Below are 25045 nucleotides of genomic sequence, written 5' to 3'. Positions count from 1 at the left end.
GTAACCAGCGCATCGCGACGTACGAAAAAACGCGTTGACCGCAGCTAGCGAGCCCCTGACGTTATCCACCGAAAGCAGAGTCAATGCAGCACGCTCAATCAGCCCAGCTACGCAACCAGCATCGCCTCAAAGCCCGGAAACGTGGAGCAGGAGTGCCGCACTTACGAATCCCCAATCCCCACTCCCCAATCCCCGCTCAATGCACCGCCCGATCCCGCCTCCAGCCGCGATGCTTCACATCCAGATACAGGCTGTAGAACGCGGTGAACGCCGGGAACAGGTTCTGCAGCACGCCCACCGAATCCTGCTTGGCCGAGAACACGAAGTAGCTCAGCGTCATCAGGCTGCCGACCACGCTCATGTACCAGAACATGCGCGGGATCACCGGCTTGCCGGCGCGCTTGGAAGCGACGAATTGCACCAGCCAGCGGCCGCCGAACATCAGTGCGCCCACATAGCCGATCAGCTTCCAGCCGGTGACATGCAGCCCGGTCCAGTACAGCCAGGTCAGCGGTTGATCCAGCCAATGCAGTTCCATCAGCGCTCCTGCACCACGGTGCGCTTGCTGCGGGTGATCAACCAGGCCACGCCGCGCAGGTCGCGGATGCCGACCAGCGCGCGATTGAGGTTGTTGTACTTGGACACGCCGGCGGTGCGATGGCGGTGATGCACGGGTACGCTCACCGTGCGCCAGCCGGCACGCTGCATCAATGCCGGCAGATAGCGGTGCATATGATCGAAGTAGGGCAGGTCCAGGAACGCCTCGCGCTCGAACAGCTTGATGCCACAGCCGGTATCGGGGGTGTTGTCGTGCAGCATGCGCGAACGGATCGCGTTGGCCCACTTGCTGGCCCAGCGCTTGGACCCCGAATCCTGGCGGTTGACCCGCCAGCCGGCGAACAGCTTCACCTGCGGCTCGGCACTGGCGCGGGCGGTCAGCAGCTTGGGAATGTCGGCTGGGTCGTTCTGGCCGTCGCCGTCGAGCGTGGCGATCCAGCTCGCACGCGCGGCCTTGACGCCATTGCGCACCGCCGTGCTCTGGCCGCTCTGGGTCACGTGATGCAACACGCGCAGTTCCGGCGTGGTGGTCTTCAGGCCTTGCAGCACCGCCAGGGTGTCGTCGCGCGAGTGGTCGTCGACATAGACGATCTCGAACGCCACCAGCCCGCGCAAGGCGGCGACGATTTCGCCGACCAGGGCGGCGACGTTGTCGCGCTCGTTGAACACCGGGACGACGACGGAAAGCTGGGGTTGGCTCATGGATTCGTGGTGCCAGATGAAGGCTGAGCGAAAAAGATCGCGCATTGTGCCCTGACTGTCTGAGTCAGGCATGAAGCGAACCTGTGCCCTAGGCGCGCTCACCGAAATAACTGCGGCACCAGTCCACCACCTGCGGCAGGCCGTGCTCGACCGGGGTGGCCGGCTCGAAGCCGAAGGCGGCGTGCGCGCGCTGCGTATCGGCCATGGTGCGGATCATGTCGCCCGGCTGCATTGGCCGGTAGACCTTCTCGGCCGGGCGCCCGGCGGCCTGGGCGATCACGTCGATGAAGTATTCCAGCTCCACCGGGGTGTGGTTGCCCAGGTTGAACACCCGGTGCGGCACTGGCTCGCCGCTGGGCGCGTCCAGCGCGCCCAGCACGCCGGCCACGATGTCGTCGACGAAGGTGAAGTCGCGCTGCATCCTGCCGTGGTTGAACACCTCGATCGGCCGCCCCGCCAGCACCGCGCGGCTGAAGATCAGCGGCGCCATGTCCGGCCGGCCCCACGGCCCGTACACGGTGAAGAACCGCAGCCCGGTCGCGCGCAGGCCGTACAGCTGCGCATAGGTATAGCCCATCAATTCGTTGGCGGCCTTTGTCGCCGCATACAGCGAGCGCGGCTGGTCCACGCGCTGGTCTTCGGAAAACGGCGGGGTGGCCGAGTCGCCGTACACCGAACTGCTCGAGGCATACACCAGGTGCTGCACGCCCCGATGCCGGCACAGCTCGAGCATGTTGACGAAGCCGACCAGGTTGCTGTCGACGTAGGCGGACGGGTTTTCCAGCGAGTAACGCACCCCGGCCTGCGCGGCCAGATGCACCACGCGCGTCGGCCGGATCTGGTCGAACAACGCGGCCAGGCCGTCGCGGTCGGTCAGGTCCAGCGTGCGGATGTCGATGCCCGGGCACAGCGCCGCCACCCGGTCGCGCTTGAGCTGCGGGTCGTAGTAGTTGTTGTAGTTGTCCAGGCCCACCACCGACTCACCGCGCGCAGCCAGCGCACGGCAGGTGTAGGCCCCGATGAAACCGGCGGCGCCGGTGACGAGAATGGTCATTGCAGTGGTCCTGGAGATATCGGAAGCGGGCGGGCAGGCAGGCGGCGCTCAGAACAGCCCGAAGCGCTTTTTGGCGACGTTGACGCGATCGAGCGCAATGATGTCCCCAATCCCCTTGGCATCGAAGCGATCCAGCAGCGCATCGCTGCCGTCCTTCAGTTTCAGCGCCATCTCCTCCGGATACAGCGGCACCACCGTCATGAACACGATGGTCTTGTCGGCATCGATGGCCAGGCGCGCAAATCCCTCGGGCGTGCTCACCGGCGGCAGCACGATGGCGCCGTCGAAGCGCACGCCGGGTGCGTAGGGTTCGGCCGGGTGGCCATTGGGAATGGTGTGGCCGAAGCCCAGCCAGGTCTCGAACTTGTGTGGCAGCCGGGCCAGGGTCTTGAGCAGGCGGACCGGCCAGTAGTGGCGCGGGTCTTCGAAGTCGCGCTGGTCCATCGGCCAATCGGCGGGCAGGCTCAGCATCAGCTCCATGTACTGCGGCGCTTCCACGCCCTCGGGCAGGGTCATCGGCCGGTCGCTCATGCCCGAGGTCACCAGCCGCAGGTACGGGACATCCGCAGTGGCGGGCACCACATGCACGTCCAGATGCACGGCGTCGGAGATGATTTCGTGCAGCACGGCCGAGATCGGCCCCAGGTGCTGCTCGATATGTGCGCTGATCTGCTCGATGCAGTCGCCGCCGTGTGCCGGCTCGAATGCCTTTTCCTGCGCGTGCAGCATCAGCGTGCTGCCGCCGGGGCTGATCTGGTCGTCTTCAGTGCTCATGGGTTGCTCCGGTTGATGGCCGCACCTGATCGCATGCGCGCACTCACCCCAGACTGAGCGGTGCTTCGCTGGCCAGGGTTGCCTTGCGTTCGGCGCTGAACGCCCACCAGGGCCGTGGCGCCTCGCCTTGCATGAAGCGCGTGATCGACAGGAACACGTCGATCACGCAGGGGTCGTGCAGCACGCCGGTGCGCAGACACAGCTGCGCATACATGTCGTAGGCGTCGCGACCGCGCAGTTGCGCGGCAACCCGGATGCCGATCCGCTGCAGATCCTTTTCGCAGGCCGGCCCCACGTTCGGCAGGTCGGTCAGATGCAGCAGGTGCTTGCGATCGACCTTGGCGGGATTCATTGCCGGGGATGCTCCTGGTGCGGGTGCACAGGCTCAGCTGCGCTGCAGGCGCAGGCGTTCGAGCACGCCGTCCAGCGTGTCCAGGTCGGTGTAGTGGATCACCAGCTTGCCCTTGCCGCCGCGGCCGTGGTTGAACACCACCTTGGTGCCCAGCGATTCGGACAGTTCGGTCTCCAGCGAGGCGATATCGGCCTGCGGTGCAGCAGCGGCCGGCTTGCCCTTGCGCAATGCGCCGGGCACCTTGCCGGCGGCGAACTGCTGCGCACGGTGTTCGACCTCGCGCACCGACCAGCCCTGGTCGGCCGCTTCCTGTGCCAGTTTGCTGGCCAGCTCCGGCGCCAGGGTCAGCAGCGCCCGCGCATGGCCCATTTCCAGGCGGCGGGTTTCCAGCAGCACGCGGATTGCCACCGGCAATTCCAGCAGCCGCAGCAGGTTGGACACCGACGCACGCGAACGGCCCACCGCACCGGCGGCCTCGGCGTGGGTCAGCGAAAATTCGTCGATCAAGCGCTGCAGCGCCTGCGCTTCTTCCAGCGGGTTGAGGTCTTCGCGCTGGATGTTCTCGATCAGCGCCATCGCGATGACGGTGCGGTCGTCCAGCTCGCGCACCACCACGGGGACTTCGCTCAGCCCGGCCAGCTGCGAGGCGCGCCAGCGACGTTCACCGGCCACGATCTCGAATTGCCCCGGTGCCAGCTCGCGCGCCACGATCGGCTGGATCACCCCCTGCGCCTTGATCGACTCCGCCAGCTCGGCCAGCTTGACCTCGTCCATCTCCTTGCGCGGCTGGTACTTGCCCGGCTGCAACTGGGTGACCGGCAACCGGCGCAGGCTGTCGCCCGGCTGCAAGGCCTCCTCGCTGGCCACGCTCGGCGCCGCGGCGGCGGCCGCGCCCTTCGGCCCCAGCAGCGCTTCCAGGCCACGGCCCAGGCCGCGCTTCTTTGCGGGGATCGGCTTGTTCATCAGACGGTCTCCACGGGCCGATAGGCCTTGTTGCGGTCGTTCTGGCGGCGCACGATTTCGCCGGCCAGCCCCAGGTAGGCCACGCCACCGCGCGAGGTGCGGTCGTAACCGACGATGCTCTGGCCATGGCTGGGCGCCTCGGCCAGGCGCACGTTGCGCGGCACGATGGTGCGGAACACCTTGTCGCCGAAATGCTCGGTCAGCTCGGCCGACACCGCATTGGCAAGGTTGTTGCGGATGTCGAACATCGTGCGCAGCACGCCTTCGATTTCCAGCGCCGGATTGAGGTTGGCGCGCAACGCCTCAATGGTTTCCAGCAGCGCGGTCAGTCCTTCCAGCGCGTAGTACTCGCACTGCATCGGCACGATGATCGAATCGGCCGCGGTCAGGGCATTGAGCGTCAGCAGCGACAACGCCGGCGGGCAGTCGATCAGGATGAAGTCGTACTCGTCGCGGATCGGCGCCAGGGCGCGCTTGAGCCGCTGCTCGCGCTCGCCCTGATCCATCAGCTGGATCTCGGCCGCGGTCAGGTCGATGTTGCCCGGCAGCAGGTCGAAGCCTTCCGGCGCGGTGACGCGGATTTCGGCGGCGGTGTTTTCGCCCAGCAACAGGTCGCAGGTCGAGGCGGCCACGTCGCGCTTGTCGATGCCGCTGCCCATGGTCGCGTTGCCCTGCGAGTCCAGATCCACCAGCAACACACGCTTGGGCGCGCGCGCCAGGCCGGCCGCCAGATTGACCGCGGTCGTGGTCTTGCCGACGCCGCCTTTCTGGTTGGCAATGGCGATGATCCGGGCCATGCGGGAGAGCCTCGTGGGCAGGGAGTAAGACCGGCCATTATGCGGGCAGGGCGTCGGATCGGGAAATGCCGCCCGCCGCAGTGCGCTGCACGGGCGGAAATGACGGCTGCGCCGGTCAGCCGGTTGGCGCCGCGCCGGCCGGCGGCTCCTTCATCGCCCGGTAGCGCTGCAGGATGTCGGCGATCTCGCCGTCCAGCGCCACCCGTTGCTGCTCGAAGCTGGTCTGCAGACGCAATTGCGCCATCAGTTCGCGATGGCGTTGCTGGATGTCGGCGGCCAGCTTGTCGGCCACCGCCTGGCCGGCCAGTTCGCGGTCGCCGGCGCTGCGCAGCATGCTGGCCAGCCCTTCGCGCAGGCTGGTCACGTTGAAGCGCGCGGTGTGGATGTTGTTGTCGACGATGGCGATGCGCTCGTTGAAGACCCGGCGCAGGTCGTCCTCGCTCTGGTAGGACATCAACATCGCCTGGTCGGTGCGCTGCCGCATCTGCTCGGCGGCCAGGTCGGCCTGGCGTTGCTGCTCGCTGGCGGCTGCTGCGGCGCGCTCGTCGCTGCTCATGGCGCGCTGCACCTCGGCGCTGCGCAGGCCGCTCTTGGCGTTGAATTCGTCACGCGCCTGATTGACCGCCTCCGGCGGCAGCGTATCGCTGCACACCCGGGCGCCGTTCTGGTTCCAGCAATACAGCTTCTTCGCGGCCGGCTTGTCCTGCGCGATGGCAGGCGCGGCGGCCACGGCTGCCGCAACGGCGGCGAGTAACGCCAAACGGGTGTGTCTCGGCATCATCGCAGCCCCCTGTCGCCTGCCGTCAGCCTGTGGTGTCGGTGCCGTAGCGGCCACGATAGGCCAGCAGCGGTTCCCGGAAGCCGACAAGGTCGGCGTTTCCTGCCGCAAAAGCAAGCAGGTCGCCCAGGTTGGCCACCGCGATCACCGGGATGCCGGCCTCGGCCGCCACCGCCTGCGCAGCCGAGCGGCGATCCTGCTCGGAGGCGATCTCCTGCCGGTCCAGCGCCACCACGATCCCGGACGGAATGCCGCCGGCGCCACGGATGATGCCCAGCGCCTCGCGGATCGCGGTGCCGGCAGTGATCACGTCGTCGACGATCAACACCTTGCGGCCCTCAAGCGGCGCACCGATCAGGCTGCCGCCCTCGCCATGGTCCTTGGCTTCCTTGCGGTTGAACGCCAGCGGCAGGTCGCGCCCGCGTCCGGCATAGGCGCAGGCCAGTGCGGTCGCCAGCGGGATGCCCTTGTAGGCCGGCCCGAACAACAGGTCGTACTCCACCCCGGCCGCGTCGATCGCATCGGCATAGCACTGCGCCAGCTGCGCAGTCTTGGCGCCCGAATCGAAGCGCCCGGCATTGAAGAAATACGGGCTGAGCCGCCCGGACTTGAGCGTGAACTCGCCAAAGCGCAGGGCATCGGCGCCCAGGGCCAGCTGCAGGAAACGGGTGCGGTGGTCGGTCATGGTGACGAGATTGGGGAGTGGGGACTCGGGATTGGAAAGCATAGCCGGTCGCGCCTTGCGGCATCCGCTGATGCGGTACGCTTTCCCGAATCTCCAATCCCCATTCCCGAATCCCGGCTCTTCATTCATGCGCATCATCAGTTTCAACGCCAACGGCCTGCGCTCGGCCGTCACCAAGGGTTTCTTCGAGTGGTTCGCCGACCAGGACGCCGACGTGCTGTGCGTGCAGGAGACCAAGGCCCAGGAGCATCAGCTGGCCGGTCCCAAGTTCCTGCCCAGCGGCTACAAGGCCTGGTTCCGCGACGCCAGCACCAAGAAGGGCTACAGCGGCGTGGCCATCTACAGCAGGCACGAGCCCGATGAAGTGCGCACCGCGCTGGGCTGGCCCGAGTTCGACGAAGAAGGCCGCTATGTCGAAGCGCGCTTCGGCAACCTCAGCGTGGTGTCCTTCTATATTCCGTCCGGCTCGTCGGGCGAGTTGCGCCAGGGCTACAAGTTCCATGTGATGGAATGGCTGCGGCCGATCCTGGAGCAGTGGCTGGCCAGCGGCCGGCAGTACGTGCTGTGCGGCGACTGGAACATCGTGCGCTCGGCGCTGGACATCAAGAACTGGAAGTCCAACCAGAAGAATTCCGGCTGCCTGCCGCCCGAGCGCGACTGGCTCAACGGCCTGTGTGCCGATGCGCTGGAAGACGCCAACGCCGCCAGCGGCCGCGGCTGGGTCGATACCTACCGCGTGTTGCATCCCCAGGGCCAGGACTACACCTGGTGGAGCAACCGCGGCGCGGCGCGCACCAACAACGTCGGTTGGCGCATCGACTACCAACTGGTCACCCCCGGCCTGCGCGACAAGGTGAAGGCCTGCTCCATCTACCGCGAGCAGCGCTTCTCCGACCACGCGCCGTACATCGTGGATTACGCGGAGTGAGTGAGGGCGCGCGGCTGGCAGCGACGAGCATGGGAACGGTTGGCCAGGCCCCCCAGCGGTGTGCTTCCAGCCACCCCATGCAGATCAACGTCGAGTGCGTGCAGGCTGTGCCTGGCCGCAGCCTGATGGTGATTGATCCTTCATGGAGCCAATCATGCCTTTCCGGCAGGTCAATCCGTGCAGCGGCTAGCGATACTGCCCGCCCGGCAACAATCAGCACCCGTTCCCAGCGGCCACACGCATGACCAAGCCTGTACCCAACTACAAAGGACTGCGCGGCATCCGGCAGGCCTTCGCCACGCCATCGGCGGCAACCATGGCACTGCTGGGTTTCGGCAGCGGTCTGCCGTTTCTGTTGATCGCCTCGCAGACCCTGTCCACCCGGCTGCGCGACGTCGGGCTGGATCTGGGCAGCATCGGTCTGATCAGCCTGGCCAGCTTCTTCTACCTGCTCAAGTTCCTGTGGGCTCCGCTGATCGACCGCTATGCGTTCCCGATCACCGCGTTTCTGGGCCGCCGGCGTTCCTGGCTGCTGGTCTCGCAACTCGGCGTCACTGCCGGCCTGTTCGCACTGGCGTTTTCGCGCCCGGACATGAGTGTCACCGGCCTGGTCGCCTGGGTGCTGTTCGCCTCGTTCTGGGGCGCCACGCAGGATTCGGTGGTGGATGCCTACCGCATCGAAATTGCCCCAGATACCGCGCAGGCCGCCTTGGCGGCGACCTACACCCTGGGCTATCGGATCGGCCTGATCCTCGGTGGCGCCGGGGCGCTGTATCTGGCCGAATACCTCAACTGGACTTCGGCGTACCTGGCCATGTCGGCGCTGATGCTGCTGCCGATCATCACCACCCTGGTATGCCGCGAGCCGGACCGGCCGCTGGTCACGGTGGTGCGTCGCATCGACGTAGCCGGCGCATTCTGGCAGCCCATTTCCAGTTTCTTCTCCAGCAATGGGCTGGCGCTGGGCATCGTCCTGCTGGCATTTGTCGGCCTGTTCAAGTTTCCGGATCAGGTGATCGGCGTGATGGCCGGGCCGTTCTATCTGGATTCGGGCTACACCAAGGCCGACATCGCCACGGTGTCCAAGCTGTTCGGCGTGTGGATGGGCATCGTCGGCGCGTTCGCCGGCGGTGCGGCGGTGGCGGCGTTCGGCTTCCGTCGCATGCTGCTGGTGGCCGCCCTGGGCGTGGCGCTGTCCAACCTGGCGTTTTTGTTGATGGCGCAGAACCCTGGCAAATTGTGGGCGTTCTACGCCGCACTCAGTGCCGACAATCTGTTCCAGGGGTTCGCCGGTACCGTGCTGGTGGCCTTCATGTCATCGCTGACAAATCGCAATTTCACCGCCACCCAGTACGCCTTGCTGGTGTCGCTGGCCAATTTGCCGGGTAAATTCGCCGGCGGTGTGTCCGGGTTCCTGGTCGAGGCCACCTCCTACAGCACCTTCTTCATCCTCAGCGCCCTGACCGTGGTTCCCACGCTGGCCCTGCTTGCCTGGCTGTGGCCGCGGCTGGATGCCCGCGATGGGCGCCCGGATTGAAACGGCCGCCCAGGTTGTCGATGATGCAGGCGGGGCAGCGCAGTGCACGAGGCAGGGCATGACCGATCTGGTGTTGCGGGACATCGATCCATTGCTGGTGGACAGGATTCGTCGCATCTCCGTCGCTCGCGGCTGGACCCAGCATCAGACCGTGATGCATCTGCTCGAACAGGGCCTGTTCGCCAGCGAATACGAAGTCACCGGCGGCCTGCAACACCCGGAAGTCGATGCCCTGGCCGAAGCGATTGCCGCGCTCAAGGCGCTGCCGGCGGGGAATAGTCCGTAGCTGCAAACGGTCAGCCAGCGCTGCCTCGCGTGCGAATCCATCCGGCGCGAGGATGTTGCGACTGCGGGCGCTCGCAACTGATCCAGGCCTGTCACGCCGGATGGATCGCTCCCAGCAACCGCGGCCCGGCCGCCCCGGTCACCGACGGCAGATTGGCGGCCCGGCCTGCGAGCAGCTCCGCGGCCAACCATGCGAACCCCATCGCCTCCAGATAGTCCGGATCCAGCCCATGCCGCGCGCTGGATTCCACCACCACGCCCGGCAGTCGCGCCGCCAGTCGTGCCATCAATACCGGATTGCGCACCCCGCCACCGCACACCAGCACCCGGCGGGTATCGGGCTGCAGCCGCAGCAACGCGTCGGCGACACTGGCCGCGGTCAGTTCGAGCAGGGTCGCCTGCACATCGGCCGCAGACAGCGCCACGTCTCCCAGCGACCGCATCGCCTGCATCGCCCAGTCCAGATGGAACTGTTCGCGCCCGGTGCTCTTGGGCGGCGCCAGCGCAAACCAAGGGTCGGCCAGCAACGCCTGCAGCAGTGGGGTATCGACGCGCCCGCTGGCGGCGAACGCACCGTCGGCATCGAACGCCGTGCCGCGATGCTGCTGGCACCAGCTGTCCAGCAATGCATTGGCCGGCCCGGTATCGAAGCCCAGCACCGCGCCATCGCGCGGGATCAGCGTCAGGTTACCGATGCCGCCCAGATTGAGCACCGCGCGGTCTTCATCGCCCGTGCCCAGCATGGCCAGATGAAAGGCCGGCATCAGCGGCGCGCCCTGACCGCCGGCAGCCACATCGCGACGGCGGAAATCGGCCACCGTGGTGATGCCGGTGTGCTCGGCAATCCGGCTGGCATCGCCGATCTGCCAGGTAAAGGCCGGATCGGCCTTGGGTCGATGCCGAATGGTCTGCCCATGCGAGCCGATCGCGCGAACGCGCCCACGCGCGATGCCGCTGTCGCGGATCAGTTGATTGGCCGCGGCCGCAAACGCCAGCCCCACCTGCGCATCCAGGTGTCCAAGCGTATCGATGGCGATCACGTCGGCGCCCTGGCCCAGCATCACCAGCGTCTCGCGCAGTTGCGGCTCCCAGGCCACGGTGGTGCCGGCAACCAGTTCGCAGCGGCGATGGCTGTCATCGGCAAAGCGCACCAGTGCGGCATCGATGCCATCGGCGCTGGTGCCCGACATCAGGCCCAGGTAGAGCGGGGATTCCAGGTGTTCCGGAGCAGACATGCCAGAGCCAGTTGCACAGTGGTCATGCAGCTTGTGCAGCCGGGGTGGGAGAGTCAACCGCCCCGGCACGCCTCACGGTGAGGCCAATCGGCTCTACGCTCGATAGTCAGCGCTGCACCGGCAGCGCCGACTGTCGCGTCGGCATCATGGTTTCCACTGGACGCTGGCAGCGATCCGGTGCCGGCCGCAACGTTGCATGAGCTATCAGCTCCTTCGCGAACGCCGCGCAGCCATCCGACCGGCGATGGCCATGTCGGCGGCTGAGGAGTCAGCCGCCGCCACTCAACCGCGCGGCTTGCCCTTGGCGGGCTTGCCGGCGTCGGCGTAGATCAACTTCTCCATGCCTTCGATACGCGCCAGCGCCGGCGCCGTCTGCGCGCGGAAGGCGGCCAGCTCGGCACCCTGCAAGGGCTCGGGCGGCGGCATGGTCACCGACATCGGGTTGCGCTGCTGCCCGGCAACGCGGAATTCGTAATGCAGATGCGGGCCGGTCGCCAGGCCGGTCATGCCGACATAGCCGATCACCGTGCCCTGGTTGATGCGCTGGCCGGCCTTGATCTTGCCGAAGCGCGACATATGCCCATACAGCGTGCTGAAGTTCCTGCCGTGGTCCAGGATCACCACATTGCCGTAGCCGCGCTGGGTGCCGACGAACACCACCCGCGCATCGCCGGCAGCCATGATCGGCGTGCCCGAGGCTGCCGCGTAGTCCACGCCCTTGTGCATGCGCATGGTGCCCAGCACCGGATGCTTGCGTGCGCCAAAGGTCGAGCTGATGCGGCTGTAGGCCACCGGCATGCGGATGAAGCTCTTCTTCAACGGCCGGCCGGTGATGTCGAAATACTCGGCCGGCTTGCCGGCACGCTCGAAGCGGAAGCCGGTGTAGGTCTTGCCGCCGGTGGTAAAGGTCGCTGCCAGGATGTCGCCGGTATTGATCCGCTCGCCCTCGCGCCAGGTTTCGTCCATCACCACGCTGAAACGATCGCCCGGCTGCAGATCCTTGTCGAAGTCGATGTCGTACTTGAAGATCTCGTCGGTCATGACCGCCACCGCCGCCGGCGACAGCCCCGACTTGCCGGCCGAGGCGTACAGCGAGCTGCTGATTTCCCCGCTTGCCACCACGGTGCGCGTGGTCGTCGCCCGCTCGGTGACGTTCTCGCGCACGCTATCGCCCAGCAGGCGCAACTCCACGCGGTGGCTGTCGTCGCGGTCGAAGCGCAATGCGCGCAACTCGCCCGGCGTCGGCATATCGAAGGCAATCTCGGCGCCCGGACGCAGCTTGGTCAGCGCCTCCTTGGTGCCCGGATGCGCCAGCACCTGGTACATCACCGCGGTCGGGATTCCCAACTCGCCGAACAAGGTGCTCAGCGTCTGCCCGGACTTGACCTGCAGAATTTCCCAATCGGTGCTCGGCGCCAGTTGCTTGCGGCTCGGCACCAACGGCGGCAGCGGCAAGGCCAGCGTGGAATGGCTGGACAGCGGGGTATCGATGGCATTGGAGAAGCCCGGCACGATCGTGGCCACCAGCGCACCGATGGTCGCGAACAGGCTGGCATGGATCCAATGACGGCGTGTCCACCGGTCGTTGAACGCCGCCGGGAGATGCGCCTTGAGCTTGCGATGCAGGGCAGTGTCGTGGAGGACGTGGAGGCGTTCGTGAAAGCGCCGCTTGCGTGCACGGCCCTGCTCTGAATTCTGCATCGTTCAAATTCCTCGCTGGCTCGAAGTGCGAGCCCAATCGCCGGTACCATAGACAGCCTGTAACAGCGCGTCAAACCATTGAGCCTGTTCAACATTTTCATTTGGCGCGGAATTAACCCGCGTTTAACATCGTTCACGTTGTTGACGGCAAACGCCGCTGGAGTCTGTGGTTGGCCACTATCGAAGAATCCCTCGCACTCATCGGTCGCGGCACCGAGGAGATCCTCAAGCTCGATCAGCTCGAAGCGCGACTGAAATCAGGTGTGCCCCTGCGGGTCAAGGCCGGTTTCGATCCCACCGCGCCGGATCTGCATCTGGGCCACACCGTGTTGCTCAACAAGATGCGGCAGTTCCAGCAGCTCGGGCACCAGGTGATCTTCCTGATCGGTGACTTCACCGGCATGATCGGCGACCCGAGCGGCAAGAACGTCACCCGCAAGCCGCTGAGCCGCGACGATGTGCTGGCCAATGCGCGTACCTATGAGGAGCAGGTCTTCAAGATCCTGGACCGCGAACGCACCGAGGTGCGCTTCAACTCCGAGTGGTTCGGCCAGATGAGCGCGGCGGACATGATCAAGCTGTCCGCGCAGCACACGGTGGCGCGCATGCTCGAGCGCGACGACTTCGCCAAGCGCTTCACTGGCCAGCAGCCGATCGCCATCCACGAATTCCTGTATCCGCTGGTGCAGGGCTACGACTCGGTCGCCCTGACGGCGGACGTCGAACTGGGCGGTACCGACCAGAAGTTCAACCTGTTGATGGGCCGTGGCCTGCAGGAGCACTACGGCCAGGCCCCGCAGGTCGTGCTGACGATGCCGCTGCTGGAAGGCCTGGACGGCGTGGCCAAGATGTCCAAGTCGCTGGGCAACTACATCGGCATCAACGAGCCGGCCATCGACATCGTCACCAAGACCATGAAGATCGGCGACGAGCTGACCTGGCGCTGGATCGATCTGCTGTCTTTCGACATCAGCGTGGCGGAAGCAGAGCGCCTGAAGGCGCAGGTCGCCTCGGGTGAACTGCACCCGCGTGAGGTCAAATTGCGGCTGGCACGCGAACTCACCGCACGTTTCCACGACGCTGCCACCGCAGAGCAGGCCATTGCCGGCTGGCACGCGGTAGTGACAGGGCAGGGCGACACCAGTCTGTTGCCGCTGCAGGAGGTCGCTGTACCGGCCGAAGGTCTGCGCATCGCAAGCCTGCTTACTGCAGCTGGCCTGACGCCAAGTAATTCGGAAGCTATGCGCAAGCTCAAGGAGCGAGCGGTCAAGGTCGATGGCGAAGTGGTCGAAGATCCGGCACGCCAGTTCGGGCCAGGCTTCGAAGGTGTCATCCAGGTAGGTAAACGCAATTTCGCCCGTGTGGCGCTGGTCGGCGGCTGAGCTGCCGCGAGGTTGCTGCATAGCGGCAACCCCGCTGTGCGGTGACCTCTATATAGAGAGGGGCGTAACGCCTGAGTCGGATCGGCGGCTTGCCATAGCGCACTACAAGGGCGTGCCGTTGCAGCAGAGAAGAGCATCGTGAAATTTTTTTCACAAAACCCTTCCCAAATGCTCCGCTTGGGCCTATAGTTCGCCTCCCCCGACGCAACGGACCCGCAAACGCGGAACCAGAGCGGAAAGGGTTCGAAAATTCCCTGATTTAGGGTGTTGACGAAACGGAAAAGCCGGCTATGATGGGCGGCTCGCTACACGGAAAGACGCTACGGCAGATTGAAGTGCAGCGGCGGCAACTTCCTCTTCACGAGGGGTTGACGAAGATGAAAAGCCTGCTAATATGGCCGGCTCGCTTCGCAGAAAACCTTCGGGTCGAAACGAAGCAGCGTCAACCGCCTCAAAATGAGGTGTTGACGGCAAGAAAAAGTCCGCTATAATGGGCGGCTCGCTTCGACGGAAACGACGAAGCTGACGGGAACGGCGCTGAGGCCACTTCCCAATGTTCTTTGACAGTGTGCGCAGGTAATTTGTGCGGACGCCTGCAGGAAGGATGATTGTCCATCTTGCAGACGTTTAATCAAAATGCAACATATTAATTGCTTTGCAAGCGATAAGTTGCCAGTGGTTGAACTTCTGCAGCTAAAGTAATTTGCCTTCGGGCATGTAATTTTAAGTGAAGAGTTTGATCCTGGCTCAGAGTGAACGCTGGCGGCAGGCCTAACACATGCAAGTCGAACGGCAGCACAGTAAGAGCTTGCTCTTATGGGTGGCGAGTGGCGGACGGGTGAGGAATACATCGGAATCTACTCTTTCGTGGGGGATAACGTAGGGAAACTTACGCTAATACCGCATACGACCTACGGGTGAAAGCGGAGGACCTTCGGGCTTCGCGCGATTGAATGAGCCGATGTCGGATTAGCTAGTTGGCGGGGTAAAGGCCCACCAAGGCGACGATCCGTAGCTGGTCTGAGAGGATGATCAGCCACACTGGAACTGAGACACGGTCCAGACTCCTACGGGAGGCAGCAGTGGGGAATATTGGACAATGGGCGCAAGCCTGATCCAGCCATGCCGCGTGGGTGAAGAAGGCCTTCGGGTTGTAAAGCCCTTTTGTTGGGAAAGAAAAGCAGTCGGTTAATACCCGATTGTTCTGACGGTACCCAAAGAATAAGCACCGGCTAACTTCGTGCCAGCAGCCGCGGTAATACGAAGGGTGCAAGCGTTACTCGGAATTACTGGGCGTAAAGCGTGCGTAGGTGGTGGTTTAAGTCTGTTGTGAAAGCCCTGGGCTCAACCTGGGAATTGCAGTGGATACTGGGTCACTAGAGTGTGGTAGAGGGTAGCGGAATTCCCGGTGTAGCAGTGAAATGCGTAGAGATCGGGAGGAACATCCGTGGCGAAGGCGGCTACCTGGACCAACACTGACACTGAGGCACGAAAGCGTGGGGAGCAAACAGGATTAGATACCCTGGTAGTCCACGCCCTAAACGATGCGAACTGGATGTTGGGTGCAATTTGGCACGCAGTATCGAAGCTAACGCGTTAAGTTCGCCGCCTGGGGAGTACGGTCGCAAGACTGAAACTCAAAGGAATTGACGGGGGCCCGCACAAGCGGTGGAGTATGTGGTTTAATTCGATGCAACGCGAAGAACCTTACCTGGTCTTGACATCCACGGAACTTTCCAGAGATGGATTGGTGCCTTCGGGAACCGTGAGACAGGTGCTGCATGGCTGTCGTCAGCTCGTGTCGTGAGATGTTGGGTTAAGTCCCGCAACGAGCGCAACCCTTGTCCTTAGTTGCCAGCACGTAATGGTGGGAACTCTAAGGAGACCGCCGGTGACAAACCGGAGGAAGGTGGGGATGACGTCAAGTCATCATGGCCCTTACGACCAGGGCTACACACGTACTACAATGGTAGGGACAGAGGGCTGCAAACCCGCGAGGGTAAGCCAATCCCAGAAACCCTATCTCAGTCCGGATTGGAGTCTGCAACTCGACTCCATGAAGTCGGAATCGCTAGTAATCGCAGATCAGCATTGCTGCGGTGAATACGTTCCCGGGCCTTGTACACACCGCCCGTCACACCATGGGAGTTTGTTGCACCAGAAGCAGGTAGCTTAACCTTCGGGAGGGCGCTTGCCACGGTGTGGCCGATGACTGGGGTGAAGTCGTAACAAGGTAGCCGTATCGGAAGGTGCGGCTGGATCACCTCCTTTTGAGCATGACGTCATCGTCTTGCGGGCGTCCTCACAAATTACCTGCATTCAGAGATTCATACCGGCACAGGTCGGTATGCGAAGTCCCTTTTGGGGCCTTAGCTCAGCTGGGAGAGCACCTGCTTTGCAAGCAGGGGGTCGTCGGTTCGATCCCGACAGGCTCCACCATATTGAGTGAAAAGACTTCGGGTCTGTAGCTCAGGTGGTTAGAGCGCACCCCTGATAAGGGTGAGGTCGGTAGTTCGAGTCTACCCAGACCCACCACTCTGAATGTAGTGCACACTTAAGAATTTATATGGATCAGCGTTGAGGCTGATACATGTTCTTTTATAACTTGTGACGTAGCGAGCGTTTGAGATATCTATCTAAACGTGTCGTTGAGGCTAAGGCGGGGACTTCGAGTCCCTAAATAATTGAGTCGTATGTTCGCGTTGGTGGCTTTGTACCCCACACAACACGGCATGTAGCTCCGAGGCAACTTGGGGTTATATGGTCAAGCGAATAAGCGCACACGGTGGATGCCTAGGCGGTCAGAGGCGATGAAGGACGTGGTAGCCTGCGAAAAGTGTCGGGGAGCTGGCAACAAGCTTTGATCCGGCAATGTCCGAATGGGGAAACCCACTGCTTCGGCAGTATCCTGCAGTGAATTCATAGCTGCTGGAAGCGAACCCGGTGAACTGAAATATCTAAGTAACCGGAGGAAAAGAAATCAACCGAGATTCCCTAAGTAGTGACGAGCGAACGGGGAGCAGCCCTTAAGCTGGAATGGCTTTAGAAAAACAATCTGGAAAGATTGGCCATAGAAGGTGATAGCCCTGTATTTAAAAGGGCCACTCCAGTGAAGACGAGTAGGGCGGGGCACGTGAAACCCTGTCTGAATATGGGGGGACCATCCTCCAAGGCTAAATACTCCTGACCGACCGATAGTGAACCAGTACCGTGAGGGAAAGGCGAAAAGAACCCCGGAGAGGGGAGTGAAATAGATCCTGAAACCGTGTGCGTACAAGCAGTAGGAGCTCGCAAGAGTGACTGCGTACCTTTTGTATAATGGGTCAGCGACTTACTGTTCGTGGCAAGCTTAACCGTATAGGGGAGGCGAAGGGAAACCGAGTCTGATAAGGGCGCATAGTCGCGGGCAGTAGACCCGAAACCGGGTGATCTAGTCATGGCCAGGGTGAAGGTGCCGTAACAGGTACTGGAGGCCCGAACCCACGTCTGTTGCAAAAGACGGGGATGAGCTGTGATTAGGAGTGAAAAGCTAATCGAACCCGGAGATAGCTGGTTCTCCTCGAAAGCTATTTAGGTAGCGCCTCGGACGAATACTACTGGGGGTAGAGCACTGTTATGGCTAGGGGGTCATCGCGACTTACCAAACCATTGCAAACTCCGAATACCAGTACGTACTATCCGGGAGACACACGGCGGGTGCTAACGTCCGTCGTGAAAAGGGAAACAACCCAGACCCACAGCTAAGGTCCCAAATTCACTGCTAAGTGGAAAACGATGTGGAAAGGCATAGACAGCCAGGAGGTTGGCTTAGAAGCAGCCACCCTTTAAAGAAAGCGTAATAGCTCACTGGTCGAGTCGGTCTGCGCGGAAGATTTAACGGGGCTAAGCAGTGAACCGAAGCTTGGGGTGCATAAAACTTGTTTTATGCGCGGTAGAGGAGCGTTCCGTAAGCCTGCGAAGGTGGATTGAGAAGTCTGCTGGAGGTATCGGAAGTGCGAATGCTGACATGAGTAACGATAATGCGGGTGAAAAGCCCGCACGCCGAAAGCCCAAGGTTTCCTTGCGCAACGTTAATCGACGCAGGGTTAGTCGGTCCCTAAGGCGAGGGCGAAAGCCGTAGTCGATGGGAAGCAGGTTAATATTCCTGCACCTCGCGTGAGTGCGATGGAGGGACGGAGAAGGTTAGGTGTACCGGGCGTTGGTTGTCCCGGGGAAAGGCGGTAGGTTTGGATCTTTGGCAAATCCGGGATCCTTTAAGACCGAGCACCGAGACGAGCCTTTATGGCGAAGTCACTGATACCACGCTTCCAGGAAAAGCTCCTAAGCTTCAGCTCACGAAGACCGTACCGTAAACCGACACAGGTGGGTAGGATGAGAATTCTCAGGCGCTTGAGAGAACTCGGGTGAAGGAACTAGGCAACATGGCACCGTAACTTCGGGAGAAGGTGCACCCTTTTTGGTGGCTCATGCGAGCTATAGCTGAAGAGGGTCGCAGAAACCAGGCCGCTGCGACTGTTTATCAAAAACACAGCACTCTGCAAACACGAAAGTGGACGTATAGGGTGTGACGCCTGCCCGGTGCTGGAAGGTTAATTGATGGGGTCAGCCGCAAGGCGAAGCTCTTGATCGAAGCCCCAGTAAACGGCGGCCGTAACTATAACGGTCCTAAGGTAGCGAAATTCCTTGTCGGGTAAGTTCCGACCTGCACGAATGGCGTAACGACAGCGGCGCTGTCTCCACCCGAGACTCAGTGAAATTGAAATCGCTGTGAAGATGCAGCGTTCCCGTGGCAAGACGGAAAGACCCCGTGAACCTTTACTATAGCTTTACACTGAACGTTGAGTTCGTCTGTGTAGGATAGGTGGGAGGCTATGAAACTGTGGCGCTAGCTGCAGTGGAGCCATCCTTGAAATACCACCCTGTCGTGCTTGACGTTCTAACCTAGATCCGTTATCCGGATCAGGGACCGTGTATGGTGGGTAGTTTGACTGGGGCGGTCTCCTCCTAAAGAGTAACGGAGGAGCACGAAGGTACGCTCAGCGCGGTCGGACATCGCGCACTGTGTGCAAAGGCATAAGCGTGCTTGACTGCAAGATCGACGGATCAAGCAGGTACGAAAGTAGGTCTTAGTGATCCGGTGGTTCTGTATGGAAGGGCCATCGCTCAACGGATAAAAGGTACTCCGGGGATAACAGGCTGATACCGCCCAAGAGTTCATATCGACGGCGGTGTTTGGCACCTCGATGTCGGCTCATCACATCCTGGGGCTGTAGTCGGTCCCAAGGGTATGGCTGTTCGCCATTTAAAGTGGTACGCGAGCTGGGTTCAGAACGTCGTGAGACAGTTCGGTCCCTATCTGCCATGGGCGTTGGAAGTTTGAGAGGGGCTGCTCCTAGTACGAGAGGACCGGAGTGGACGAACCTCTGGTGTTCCGGTTGTCACGCCAGTGGCATTGCCGGGTAGCTATGTTCGGAAGCGATAACCGCTGAAAGCATCTAAGCGGGAAGCGCGCCTCAAGATGAGACTTCCCGGGGCACAAGCCCCCTAAAGGAACCATATAGACTATGTGGTTGATAGGTCAGGTGTGTAAGTACAGCAATGTATTGAGCTAACTGATACTAATGATCCGTGCGGCTTGACCATATAACCTCAAGTTGCCTTGGTCCCAACGAACGTTGGTAGATCACCAAACGCAAGCTACGTCACAAGTTACCTATGCGAGACGAGCGCTATCAAGCGCTGCTCCAACCGTCTCCCTGGTGAAATTAGCGCTGTGGAACCACCCGATCCCATCCCGAACTCGGAAGTGAAACGCAGCTGCGCCGATGGTAGTGTGGCTCAAGCCATGCGAGAGTAGGTCATCGCCAGGGGCTTTACCCGAAACCCTCAGTCCAATAGGACTGAGGGTTTCTTTTTGTGCGAAATTTAAGCCAACTGGCCAAAGCCAGAGCCAGAGCCAGAGCCAAAGGCAGAGCTCAAGCCGAGTAGCGCCAGGGCAGTCGGGCACTTCAGGCGCATCCCTTGGAACTTTTGCCACGCTGTGATCGGGGCCTCATCGACATGTAGCGCAGTAGCTGACGCGTCGGTTCACGCAGGTCACTGACACGGCCCAAGGTTGAGCTTCTTTCTTACCTCTGTTCCCTGATTTTCACGTCGATGCCGAGAGGGAGGTACTCGCAGCGATGCTGTTGTGTAGCAATGACCTACCGCTTACTTCTACGCAATGCAGATCTACGGGCACGAGACCTTGTGCGGACATCTCGGCACAACAAAAAACCCCGCGATGCGGGGTTCTTGTTTTCCTCAGCGAGCCAAGAGATGGCCTGAAATGGTTTGGGCTGGATCTCAGTCGCCTAGTGTCAGAAGCGAGGCGTTGCCGCCTGCGGCCGTCGTATTGACGGTGACGACCTTCTCGGTGGCGAAACGGAGCAGGTAATGCGGGCCGCCGGCTTTCGGGCCGGTACCTGACAGACCCTGGCCGCCGAAGGGTTGTACGCCGACGACCGCACCGATCTGATTGCGGTTGACGTAGACATTGCCGACCGCAACACGCGTGGTGATGCGATCGATGGTCTCGTCGATGCGCGAGTGCACGCCCAGGGTCAGTCCGTAACCGGTGGCGTTGATCTGATCGATGACGACGTCGAGTTGGTCGGCTTTCCAGCGGATGATATGCAGGACCGGCCCGAAAATTTCGCGCTGCAGCTGCGCGAGCGAGGCCAGCTCGTACGCACGCGGGGCGAAAAAGCTGCCGTTGGCAGTGGCGGGGTCCAGGGTGGTGGTGCCGATCAGGCGGGCTTCGCGATCCATGCGCGCCGCATGATCGTCGAGGATCTTGAGCGCATCTGCGTCGATGACGGGGCCAACATCGGTGGACAGTAGCGCAGGATCGCCGATTTTCAGCTCTCCCATCGCGCCGGCCAGCATGGTCATGACCTTGTCGGCGATGTCGTCCTGCACGAACAGCACGCGGGCCGCCGAGCAGCGTTGGCCGGCGGACATGAAGGCGCTGGAGATCGCGTCCTTGACGACTGCTTCCGGCAACGAGGACGAGTCGGCGATGAAGGCGTTCTGGCCACCGGTTTCGGCAATCAGCACGCCGATCGCGGCATCGCGAGACGCCAGGGTACGGTTGATGACGCGCGCGGTCTCCGTGGAGCCAGTGAAGGCGACGCCCGCCACGCGCGGATCATTGGTCAGCGCAGCGCCGACGGTGGCGCCGTCGCCCGGCAGGAACTGCACGACCGCTTCGGGGATACCCGCTTCGTGCAGCAGCTTCACTGCAGCGTAGCCGATCAAGTTGGTTTGCTCTGCAGGCTTGGCGATCACGCTGTTGCCGGCAGCCAATGCGGCGGCGACCTGGCCGAGGAAGATGGCGAGCGGGAAGTTCCAGGGGCTGATGCAGACGAAGACACCGCGGCCATGCAGCTGCAGTTCGTTGGATTCGCCGGTTGGCCCGGGCAGACGCTCGGGTGCGCCGAACTGCGCGCGTGCCTGGGCGGCGTAATAACGCAGGAAGTCGACCGCCTCACGCACTTCTGCCACGGCGTCGGGCAGGGTCTTGCCGGCCTCCTTGACGCAGATCGCCATGAACTCGGGCATGCGTGCTTCGAGCAGGTCGGCGGCATGCTCCAGGATGGTGGCGCGGCTGGCCGCCGGCGTGCGGTTCCAGGCCGGCTGCGCGGCAGCGGCGGTTGCCAGCGAGGTCTGCACGGTGGCCGGATCGGCCGGCTGCCAGTGCCCGACCGTTTCGCGTCGGTCAGCCGGGTTGCGCACCGCCTCGCTCTGCGTGCTGATCACCGCGCCGGGCACCAGTGGGGTGGCCTTCCACGGCTTGATGGCGGCATTGAGTTGCTCGGCCAGCTGCCGCAGATCGTTGTCGTTGGCGAGATTGGCGCCCATGGAGTTTTTCCTGTGTTGGTTCTGGCTGCGCAACAGATCGGTGGGCAGCGGAATCTTGGGATGCGGAATGGAGCCGAACGAGGACACCGCTTCGACCGGATCGCGGATCAGGTCTTCGATGGCGACGTCCTCGTCGGTGATGCGATTGACGAAGCTGGAATTGGCGCCGTTCTCGAGCAGGCGACGCACCAGGTACGGCAGCAGATCCTCGTGCGAGCCGACCGGTGCGTACACGCGACAGGGCAGCCCCAGGCGATCGGCCGGAATCACTTCGGCATACAGGTCATCGCCCATGCCGTGCAGTTTCTGGTGTTCGTAATGCTTGGTCGTTGCGATTGCGCGTACCGCCGCGATGGTCTGCGCGTTGTGCGTGGCGAACATCGGATACAGCGCATCGCTGTGCGCGAACATGCGGCGCGCGCAGGCCAGATACGACACGTCGGTATTCTGCTTGCGGGTAAAGACCGGGTAGCCGGGGTGACCTTCGATCTGTGCGCGCTTGATCTCCGCGTCCCAGTACGCGCCCTTGACCAGACGCACCGGAATGCGACGGCCGACGCGGCGTGCCAGATCGGCGAGAAAATCGATCGTGTACGGCGTGCGCTTCTGATACGCCTGCACCGCCAGGCCATAGCCCTCCCATCCATCCAGCGACGGGTCCGAGAAGGTGGCCTCGATGATGTCCAGCGACAGTTCCAGACGGTCGGCTTCTTCGGCATCGACGGTGTAGCCGATGCCGTAGGACCTGGCCAGTTGCGCCAGCTCGAGCACGCCCGGCACCAGTTCGGCCATCACGCGTGCGCGTTTGGCATGCTCATAGCGCGGATACAGCGCGGACAATTTGATCGAGATGCTGGGCGCCGCAAAGACATCGGTACCGACGAAGCTGCCGCTGCGGCCGATCGCGTGGATGGCATCGCGGTACGCCTGCAGATAGCGCTGCGCATCCTTCATGGTCAATGCGCCTTCGCCGAGCATGTCGAACGAATAGCGGTAATCGGCGTTGTCGCCCTTGCGCGAGCGCGACAGGGCCTCACCGATGGTGCGGCCCATGACGAACTGGTGGCCCATGATCTTCATCGCCTGGCGCACTGCCAGGCGAATCACCGGCTCGCCGACGCGGCCGATCAGGCGCTTGAACGCACCCGGCACGTCGGCGCGGGTGAGGTCGTTGAGCTGCACCAGCTTGCCGGTGAGCATCAGGCCCCAGGTCGATGCGTTGACCAGCACCGAGTCGCTGCCGCCAACGTGTTTTTTCCAGTCCGCATCGCCGAGCTTGTCGCGGATCAGCTTGTCTGCGGTGTCCTGGTCGGGAATGCGCAACAGCGCTTCGGCCACGCACATCAGCAAGACGCCTTCTTCGCTGCCCAGGTCGTACTGGCGCATGAAGGCTTCGATCGCGCCCTGGTCCTGCGCACGTGCGCGGACGCGGGTGACCAGATCGGCGGCCACCGCCTGCACCTTGGCCTGTTCGGCGGCGGGCAGACGCGCCTGGTCGAGCAATTCGCGGACGTGCTCGGTTTCGTCCTTGAGCCAGGCGGCGGTGATCGCCGCACGCAATGCGCCGGGTGCGGCAGGCAGCTCGGGCGCCAGCAGCGGGCGCGCAACTGAGGGAGAGGCAAGCGGGTCGAGCTGAGCGTTCATGCGAAGGGTGCCTGGGAATCCTTGCTCATTCTAGAGAGCCGCAGCCCCTGCGCACTTGTGTGGAAGCGGCAACTTTTCCGCCGTTTTGTGCACGTGGCCGGCGCAGGCCCAAAACGGACTCGCTCCCTGCCGGCCGCAGCCGCGGGCATCGGCACATGCACCGGGAAGTGATTGATTTACGCGTGTTTTTAGCTGCACTGCAGCAATCGCATGATTGCCGGAAACGCTTGCCGCATGCGTTCGTGCGGGTCTACCATCGGGCCATTCCCGCAGTGCGCTGCGTGTTGCCAATGATCGAAGTACTGCCGTTGATGTCCGAAGGGGTCGGGACGCAGTTGCGGTTGCGGCCTCCGCGGGCATTGTCGGCCAGGCAATTCGTGCAGCTGTTCGCAGTGTTGGCGGGAACGATGTGGGTATTTGCGGGCCTGGGGTGGTGGACCGGCAATGCATTCGCGCCGGTGTTCGCCCTGTTGCACAGTGGTGTGGTGGCGCTGGCGCTACGGCAGTTGTGGCGAAGTGGCGAGCGCGAAGAAGCGATCCGGGTAGGGGAGACCGTTGTCGAGGTGTTTCCATCCGGACATGCGCCACCAGCGTTTCAGGCACATCCGCATTGGGTGCGGTTATGCATGGAACGCGACGACAGGGTGGTGCTGGTCAGCAGCGGCAAGCAGATCGAGATTGGAAGTTTTCTCGGGCCGGCCGAACGTGTGGAACTGGCAACTACGCTGAAACGCTTGCTCGCGGCCGCCAATGGCCGTCACCGATGACGTAAGGGTCTAGGCAATGACGCAACGCAGCAGCTGGAAGGCGACGTATCCGAAATTGGCTTTGGCGATGCTGGCGCTGTCGAGCGCCTCGGTTGCCTGGGCGCAATCGGCCGACCCGAAGGAATGGCAGCTCAACATGGGCCGCGGGGTCACCCAGACCGCGCGCATGGCCTACGAGGCGCACATGGTGGCGCTGTGGGTCTGCGTGGTGATCGGCGCGCTGGTGTTCGGTGCGATGGGCTATGCGATCTTCAAGTTCCGCAAGTCCAAGGGGGCGGTGGCCGCGCAATTCAGCCACAACACCACGGCAGAGGTGCTGTGGACGGTGATCCCGGTGCTGGTGCTGATTGCGATGGCCTGGCCGGCAACGGCCAAGCTGATTGCGATGTACGACACCCGCGAGTCGGAAATGACCGTCAAGGTCACCGGCTACCAGTGGATGTGGAAATACGAGTATCTGGGCCAGGGCGTGGAGTTCACCAGCCGGCTGGCGCGCGAATCCGATCGCATCCGCCAGAGTGGCGAGCGTCCGACCGCTGCATCGCAACCGCATTATCTGCTGGACGTGGACAATCGCCTGGTGCTGCCGGTCAACACCAAGATCCGTTTCGTGATCACCGCCGACGACGTGATCCATGCGTGGTGGGTGCCGGCCCTGGGCTGGAAGCAGGACGCGATCCCCGGCATCGTCAACGAGGCATGGACCAATATCGAGCAGCCGGGCGTGTATCGCGGGCAGTGCGCCGAGTTGTGCGGCAAGGATCATGGTTTCATGCCGATCGTGGTGGAAGCGCTGCCCAAGGCCGAATTCCAGCGCTGGCTGGCGGCCCGTCGCAGTGCCAGCGCAGCGCCTGCCGCACCGGCCGGCACCCCGGCGCCGGCGTCCACACCTGCAACACCGCCTGCCGGTGAGGCCGCTCCAGCCGCAGCGCCTGCTCCGACCGCCGCACCGACCGCCGCTCTTTAATCGCCCGCAACCGCACCGCTTCGTAGAGGTCGTT

18 protein-coding genes, 2 tRNA genes and 3 rRNA genes are annotated in these 25045 nt (G+C 62.9%); 11 read left to right on the top strand and 12 right to left on the bottom strand.

The window, feature by feature from the left end:
* Window positions 1-196: 196 nt before the first annotated feature.
* The 9 genes from DGN21_RS18120 to pyrE all read right to left on the bottom strand — a co-directional run bounded on the left by DGN21_RS18120 (window position 197) and on the right by pyrE (window position 6663).
* On the bottom strand, window positions 197-538 hold the full coding sequence (locus DGN21_RS18120; RefSeq protein ID WP_016901963.1) for a lipid-A-disaccharide synthase N-terminal domain-containing protein: 342 nt from the start codon (window positions 536-538) through the stop codon (window positions 197-199).
* Window positions 538-1260, bottom strand: coding sequence for a glycosyltransferase family 2 protein (locus tag DGN21_RS18115; RefSeq protein ID WP_024940453.1), 723 nt, complete (start codon window positions 1258-1260; stop codon window positions 538-540). Before DGN21_RS18115 ends, DGN21_RS18120 begins: the two co-directional genes overlap by 1 nt.
* A gap of 88 nt (window positions 1261-1348) precedes the next feature.
* Window positions 1349-2314, bottom strand: a complete 966-nt coding sequence (locus tag DGN21_RS18110) for an SDR family NAD(P)-dependent oxidoreductase (protein WP_126966475.1) — start codon at window positions 2312-2314, stop codon at window positions 1349-1351.
* A gap of 48 nt (window positions 2315-2362) precedes the next feature.
* A complete protein-coding gene (locus tag DGN21_RS18105; protein ID WP_054591270.1) occupies window positions 2363-3088 on the bottom strand; it encodes a suppressor of fused domain protein in 726 nt (241 codons plus the stop codon).
* A 43-nt stretch (window positions 3089-3131) separates the two neighbouring features.
* Complete coding sequence (locus tag DGN21_RS18100) at window positions 3132-3440, bottom strand: helix-hairpin-helix domain-containing protein (RefSeq protein WP_016901959.1); 309 nt, start codon at window positions 3438-3440, stop codon at window positions 3132-3134.
* Between the two features lie 33 nt (window positions 3441-3473).
* Window positions 3474-4403 carry a ParB/RepB/Spo0J family partition protein gene (locus DGN21_RS18095; RefSeq protein WP_024940457.1) on the bottom strand — a complete coding sequence of 310 codons (930 nt, stop codon included), beginning with the start codon at window positions 4401-4403 and terminating at the stop codon, window positions 3474-3476.
* Window positions 4403-5200, bottom strand: a complete 798-nt coding sequence (locus tag DGN21_RS18090) for an AAA family ATPase (RefSeq protein WP_016901957.1) — start codon at window positions 5198-5200, stop codon at window positions 4403-4405. Before DGN21_RS18090 ends, DGN21_RS18095 begins: the two co-directional genes overlap by 1 nt.
* 115 nt (window positions 5201-5315) lie before the next feature.
* On the bottom strand, window positions 5316-5981 hold the full coding sequence (locus tag DGN21_RS18085) for a hypothetical protein (RefSeq protein ID WP_102251044.1): 666 nt from the start codon (window positions 5979-5981) through the stop codon (window positions 5316-5318).
* Between the two features lie 22 nt (window positions 5982-6003).
* The gene (pyrE, locus tag DGN21_RS18080) at window positions 6004-6663 is read right to left on the bottom strand and encodes an orotate phosphoribosyltransferase (RefSeq protein WP_126966476.1); all 660 of its coding nucleotides are present in this window, start codon (window positions 6661-6663) and stop codon (window positions 6004-6006) included.
* A 127-nt stretch (window positions 6664-6790) separates the two neighbouring features.
* On the opposite strand from pyrE, the gene DGN21_RS18075 reads away from it, so the two are divergent.
* From DGN21_RS18075 to DGN21_RS18065, 3 genes are all read left to right on the top strand, one after another.
* Window positions 6791-7591 carry an exodeoxyribonuclease III gene (locus DGN21_RS18075; RefSeq protein WP_126966477.1) on the top strand — a complete coding sequence of 267 codons (801 nt, stop codon included), beginning with the start codon at window positions 6791-6793 and terminating at the stop codon, window positions 7589-7591.
* 241 nt (window positions 7592-7832) lie between these two features.
* Window positions 7833-9128 carry an MFS transporter gene (locus DGN21_RS18070; RefSeq protein ID WP_016901953.1) on the top strand — a complete coding sequence of 432 codons (1296 nt, stop codon included), beginning with the start codon at window positions 7833-7835 and terminating at the stop codon, window positions 9126-9128.
* Window positions 9129-9186: 58 nt separating this feature from the next.
* Window positions 9187-9414, top strand: a complete 228-nt coding sequence (locus DGN21_RS18065) for a hypothetical protein (RefSeq protein ID WP_016901952.1) — start codon at window positions 9187-9189, stop codon at window positions 9412-9414.
* 91 nt (window positions 9415-9505) lie between these two features.
* Here the strand turns inward: DGN21_RS18065 and DGN21_RS18060 are convergent, their stop codons facing one another.
* Window positions 9506-10648, bottom strand: a complete 1143-nt coding sequence (locus DGN21_RS18060; protein WP_102582049.1) for an anhydro-N-acetylmuramic acid kinase — start codon at window positions 10646-10648, stop codon at window positions 9506-9508.
* Window positions 10649-10930: 282 nt separating this feature from the next.
* Window positions 10931-12349, bottom strand: a complete 1419-nt coding sequence (locus DGN21_RS18055; protein WP_024940463.1) for a M23 family metallopeptidase — start codon at window positions 12347-12349, stop codon at window positions 10931-10933.
* A 170-nt stretch (window positions 12350-12519) separates the two neighbouring features.
* On the opposite strand from DGN21_RS18055, the gene tyrS reads away from it, so the two are divergent.
* The 6 genes from tyrS (at window position 12520) to rrf (ending at window position 19601) form a co-directional block, all read left to right on the top strand.
* Window positions 12520-13731 carry a tyrosine--tRNA ligase gene (tyrS, locus tag DGN21_RS18050; RefSeq protein ID WP_126966478.1) on the top strand — a complete coding sequence of 404 codons (1212 nt, stop codon included), beginning with the start codon at window positions 12520-12522 and terminating at the stop codon, window positions 13729-13731.
* A gap of 724 nt (window positions 13732-14455) precedes the next feature.
* Window positions 14456-16002: ribosomal RNA gene (locus DGN21_RS18045) — 16S ribosomal RNA — on the top strand.
* A gap of 92 nt (window positions 16003-16094) precedes the next feature.
* Window positions 16095-16170: transfer RNA gene (locus DGN21_RS18040), tRNA-Ala, on the top strand.
* A gap of 19 nt (window positions 16171-16189) precedes the next feature.
* A tRNA-Ile gene (locus tag DGN21_RS18035) sits at window positions 16190-16266 on the top strand.
* Window positions 16267-16493: 227 nt separating this feature from the next.
* Window positions 16494-19374: ribosomal RNA gene (locus DGN21_RS18030) — 23S ribosomal RNA — on the top strand.
* Window positions 19375-19486: 112 nt separating this feature from the next.
* A 5S ribosomal RNA gene (gene rrf / locus DGN21_RS18025) occupies window positions 19487-19601 on the top strand.
* The 16S, 23S and 5S rRNA genes sit together here with 2 tRNA genes alongside, the layout of an rRNA operon.
* A gap of 475 nt (window positions 19602-20076) precedes the next feature.
* Here the strand turns inward: rrf and putA are convergent.
* Window positions 20077-23277 carry a bifunctional proline dehydrogenase/L-glutamate gamma-semialdehyde dehydrogenase PutA gene (putA, locus tag DGN21_RS18020; RefSeq protein ID WP_126966493.1) on the bottom strand — a complete coding sequence of 1067 codons (3201 nt, stop codon included), beginning with the start codon at window positions 23275-23277 and terminating at the stop codon, window positions 20077-20079.
* 290 nt (window positions 23278-23567) lie between these two features.
* Between putA and DGN21_RS18015 the strand changes: the two genes are divergently transcribed.
* Both DGN21_RS18015 and coxB read left to right on the top strand, forming a co-directional pair.
* Entirely contained in the window at window positions 23568-24044 is a 477-nt protein-coding gene (locus tag DGN21_RS18015) for a DUF2244 domain-containing protein (protein ID WP_016902801.1), read from the top strand.
* Window positions 24045-24060: 16 nt separating this feature from the next.
* Window positions 24061-25011 (top strand): cytochrome c oxidase subunit II, encoded by a 951-nt coding sequence (gene coxB, locus DGN21_RS18010; protein WP_126966494.1) that lies wholly within the window; start codon window positions 24061-24063, stop codon window positions 25009-25011.
* Window positions 25012-25045: the final 34 nt, after the last annotated feature.

The organism is Xanthomonas sp. MLO165 (assembly GCF_018831305.1).
Taxonomy (GTDB): Bacteria; Pseudomonadota; Gammaproteobacteria; order Xanthomonadales; family Xanthomonadaceae; genus Xanthomonas; species Xanthomonas arboricola.
The sequence above is the reverse complement of the archived record's forward strand: the minus strand, read 5'-3'. Positions and strand labels throughout refer to the sequence as shown.

Bases quoted from the DNA above. Each gene is read 5' to 3' on its own strand.
- DGN21_RS18055 (WP_024940463.1), bottom strand. From the start codon at position 12,349: ATGCAGAATTCAGAGCAGGGCCGTGCACGCAAGCGGCGCTTTCACGAA.
- DGN21_RS18060 (WP_102582049.1), bottom strand. From the start codon at position 10,648: ATGTCTGCTCCGGAACACCTGGAATCCCCGCTCTACCTGGGCCTGATG.
- DGN21_RS18075 (WP_126966477.1), top strand. From the start codon at position 6,791: ATGCGCATCATCAGTTTCAACGCCAACGGCCTGCGCTCGGCCGTCACC.
- DGN21_RS18095 (WP_024940457.1), bottom strand. From the start codon at position 4,403: ATGAACAAGCCGATCCCCGCAAAGAAGCGCGGCCTGGGCCGTGGCCTG.
- putA (WP_126966493.1), bottom strand. From the start codon at position 23,277: ATGAACGCTCAGCTCGACCCGCTTGCCTCTCCCTCAGTTGCGCGCCCG.
- DGN21_RS18090 (WP_016901957.1), bottom strand. From the start codon at position 5,200: ATGGCCCGGATCATCGCCATTGCCAACCAGAAAGGCGGCGTCGGCAAG.
- DGN21_RS18100 (WP_016901959.1), bottom strand. From the start codon at position 3,440: ATGAATCCCGCCAAGGTCGATCGCAAGCACCTGCTGCATCTGACCGAC.
- DGN21_RS18110 (WP_126966475.1), bottom strand. From the start codon at position 2,314: ATGACCATTCTCGTCACCGGCGCCGCCGGTTTCATCGGGGCCTACACC.
- pyrE (WP_126966476.1), bottom strand. From the start codon at position 6,663: ATGACCGACCACCGCACCCGTTTCCTGCAGCTGGCCCTGGGCGCCGAT.
- DGN21_RS18070 (WP_016901953.1), top strand. From the start codon at position 7,833: ATGACCAAGCCTGTACCCAACTACAAAGGACTGCGCGGCATCCGGCAG.
- DGN21_RS18065 (WP_016901952.1), top strand. From the start codon at position 9,187: ATGACCGATCTGGTGTTGCGGGACATCGATCCATTGCTGGTGGACAGG.
- DGN21_RS18105 (WP_054591270.1), bottom strand. From the start codon at position 3,088: ATGAGCACTGAAGACGACCAGATCAGCCCCGGCGGCAGCACGCTGATG.
- DGN21_RS18115 (WP_024940453.1), bottom strand. From the start codon at position 1,260: ATGAGCCAACCCCAGCTTTCCGTCGTCGTCCCGGTGTTCAACGAGCGC.
- coxB (WP_126966494.1), top strand. From the start codon at position 24,061: ATGACGCAACGCAGCAGCTGGAAGGCGACGTATCCGAAATTGGCTTTG.
- DGN21_RS18120 (WP_016901963.1), bottom strand. From the start codon at position 538: ATGGAACTGCATTGGCTGGATCAACCGCTGACCTGGCTGTACTGGACC.
- DGN21_RS18015 (WP_016902801.1), top strand. From the start codon at position 23,568: ATGATCGAAGTACTGCCGTTGATGTCCGAAGGGGTCGGGACGCAGTTG.
- DGN21_RS18085 (WP_102251044.1), bottom strand. From the start codon at position 5,981: ATGATGCCGAGACACACCCGTTTGGCGTTACTCGCCGCCGTTGCGGCA.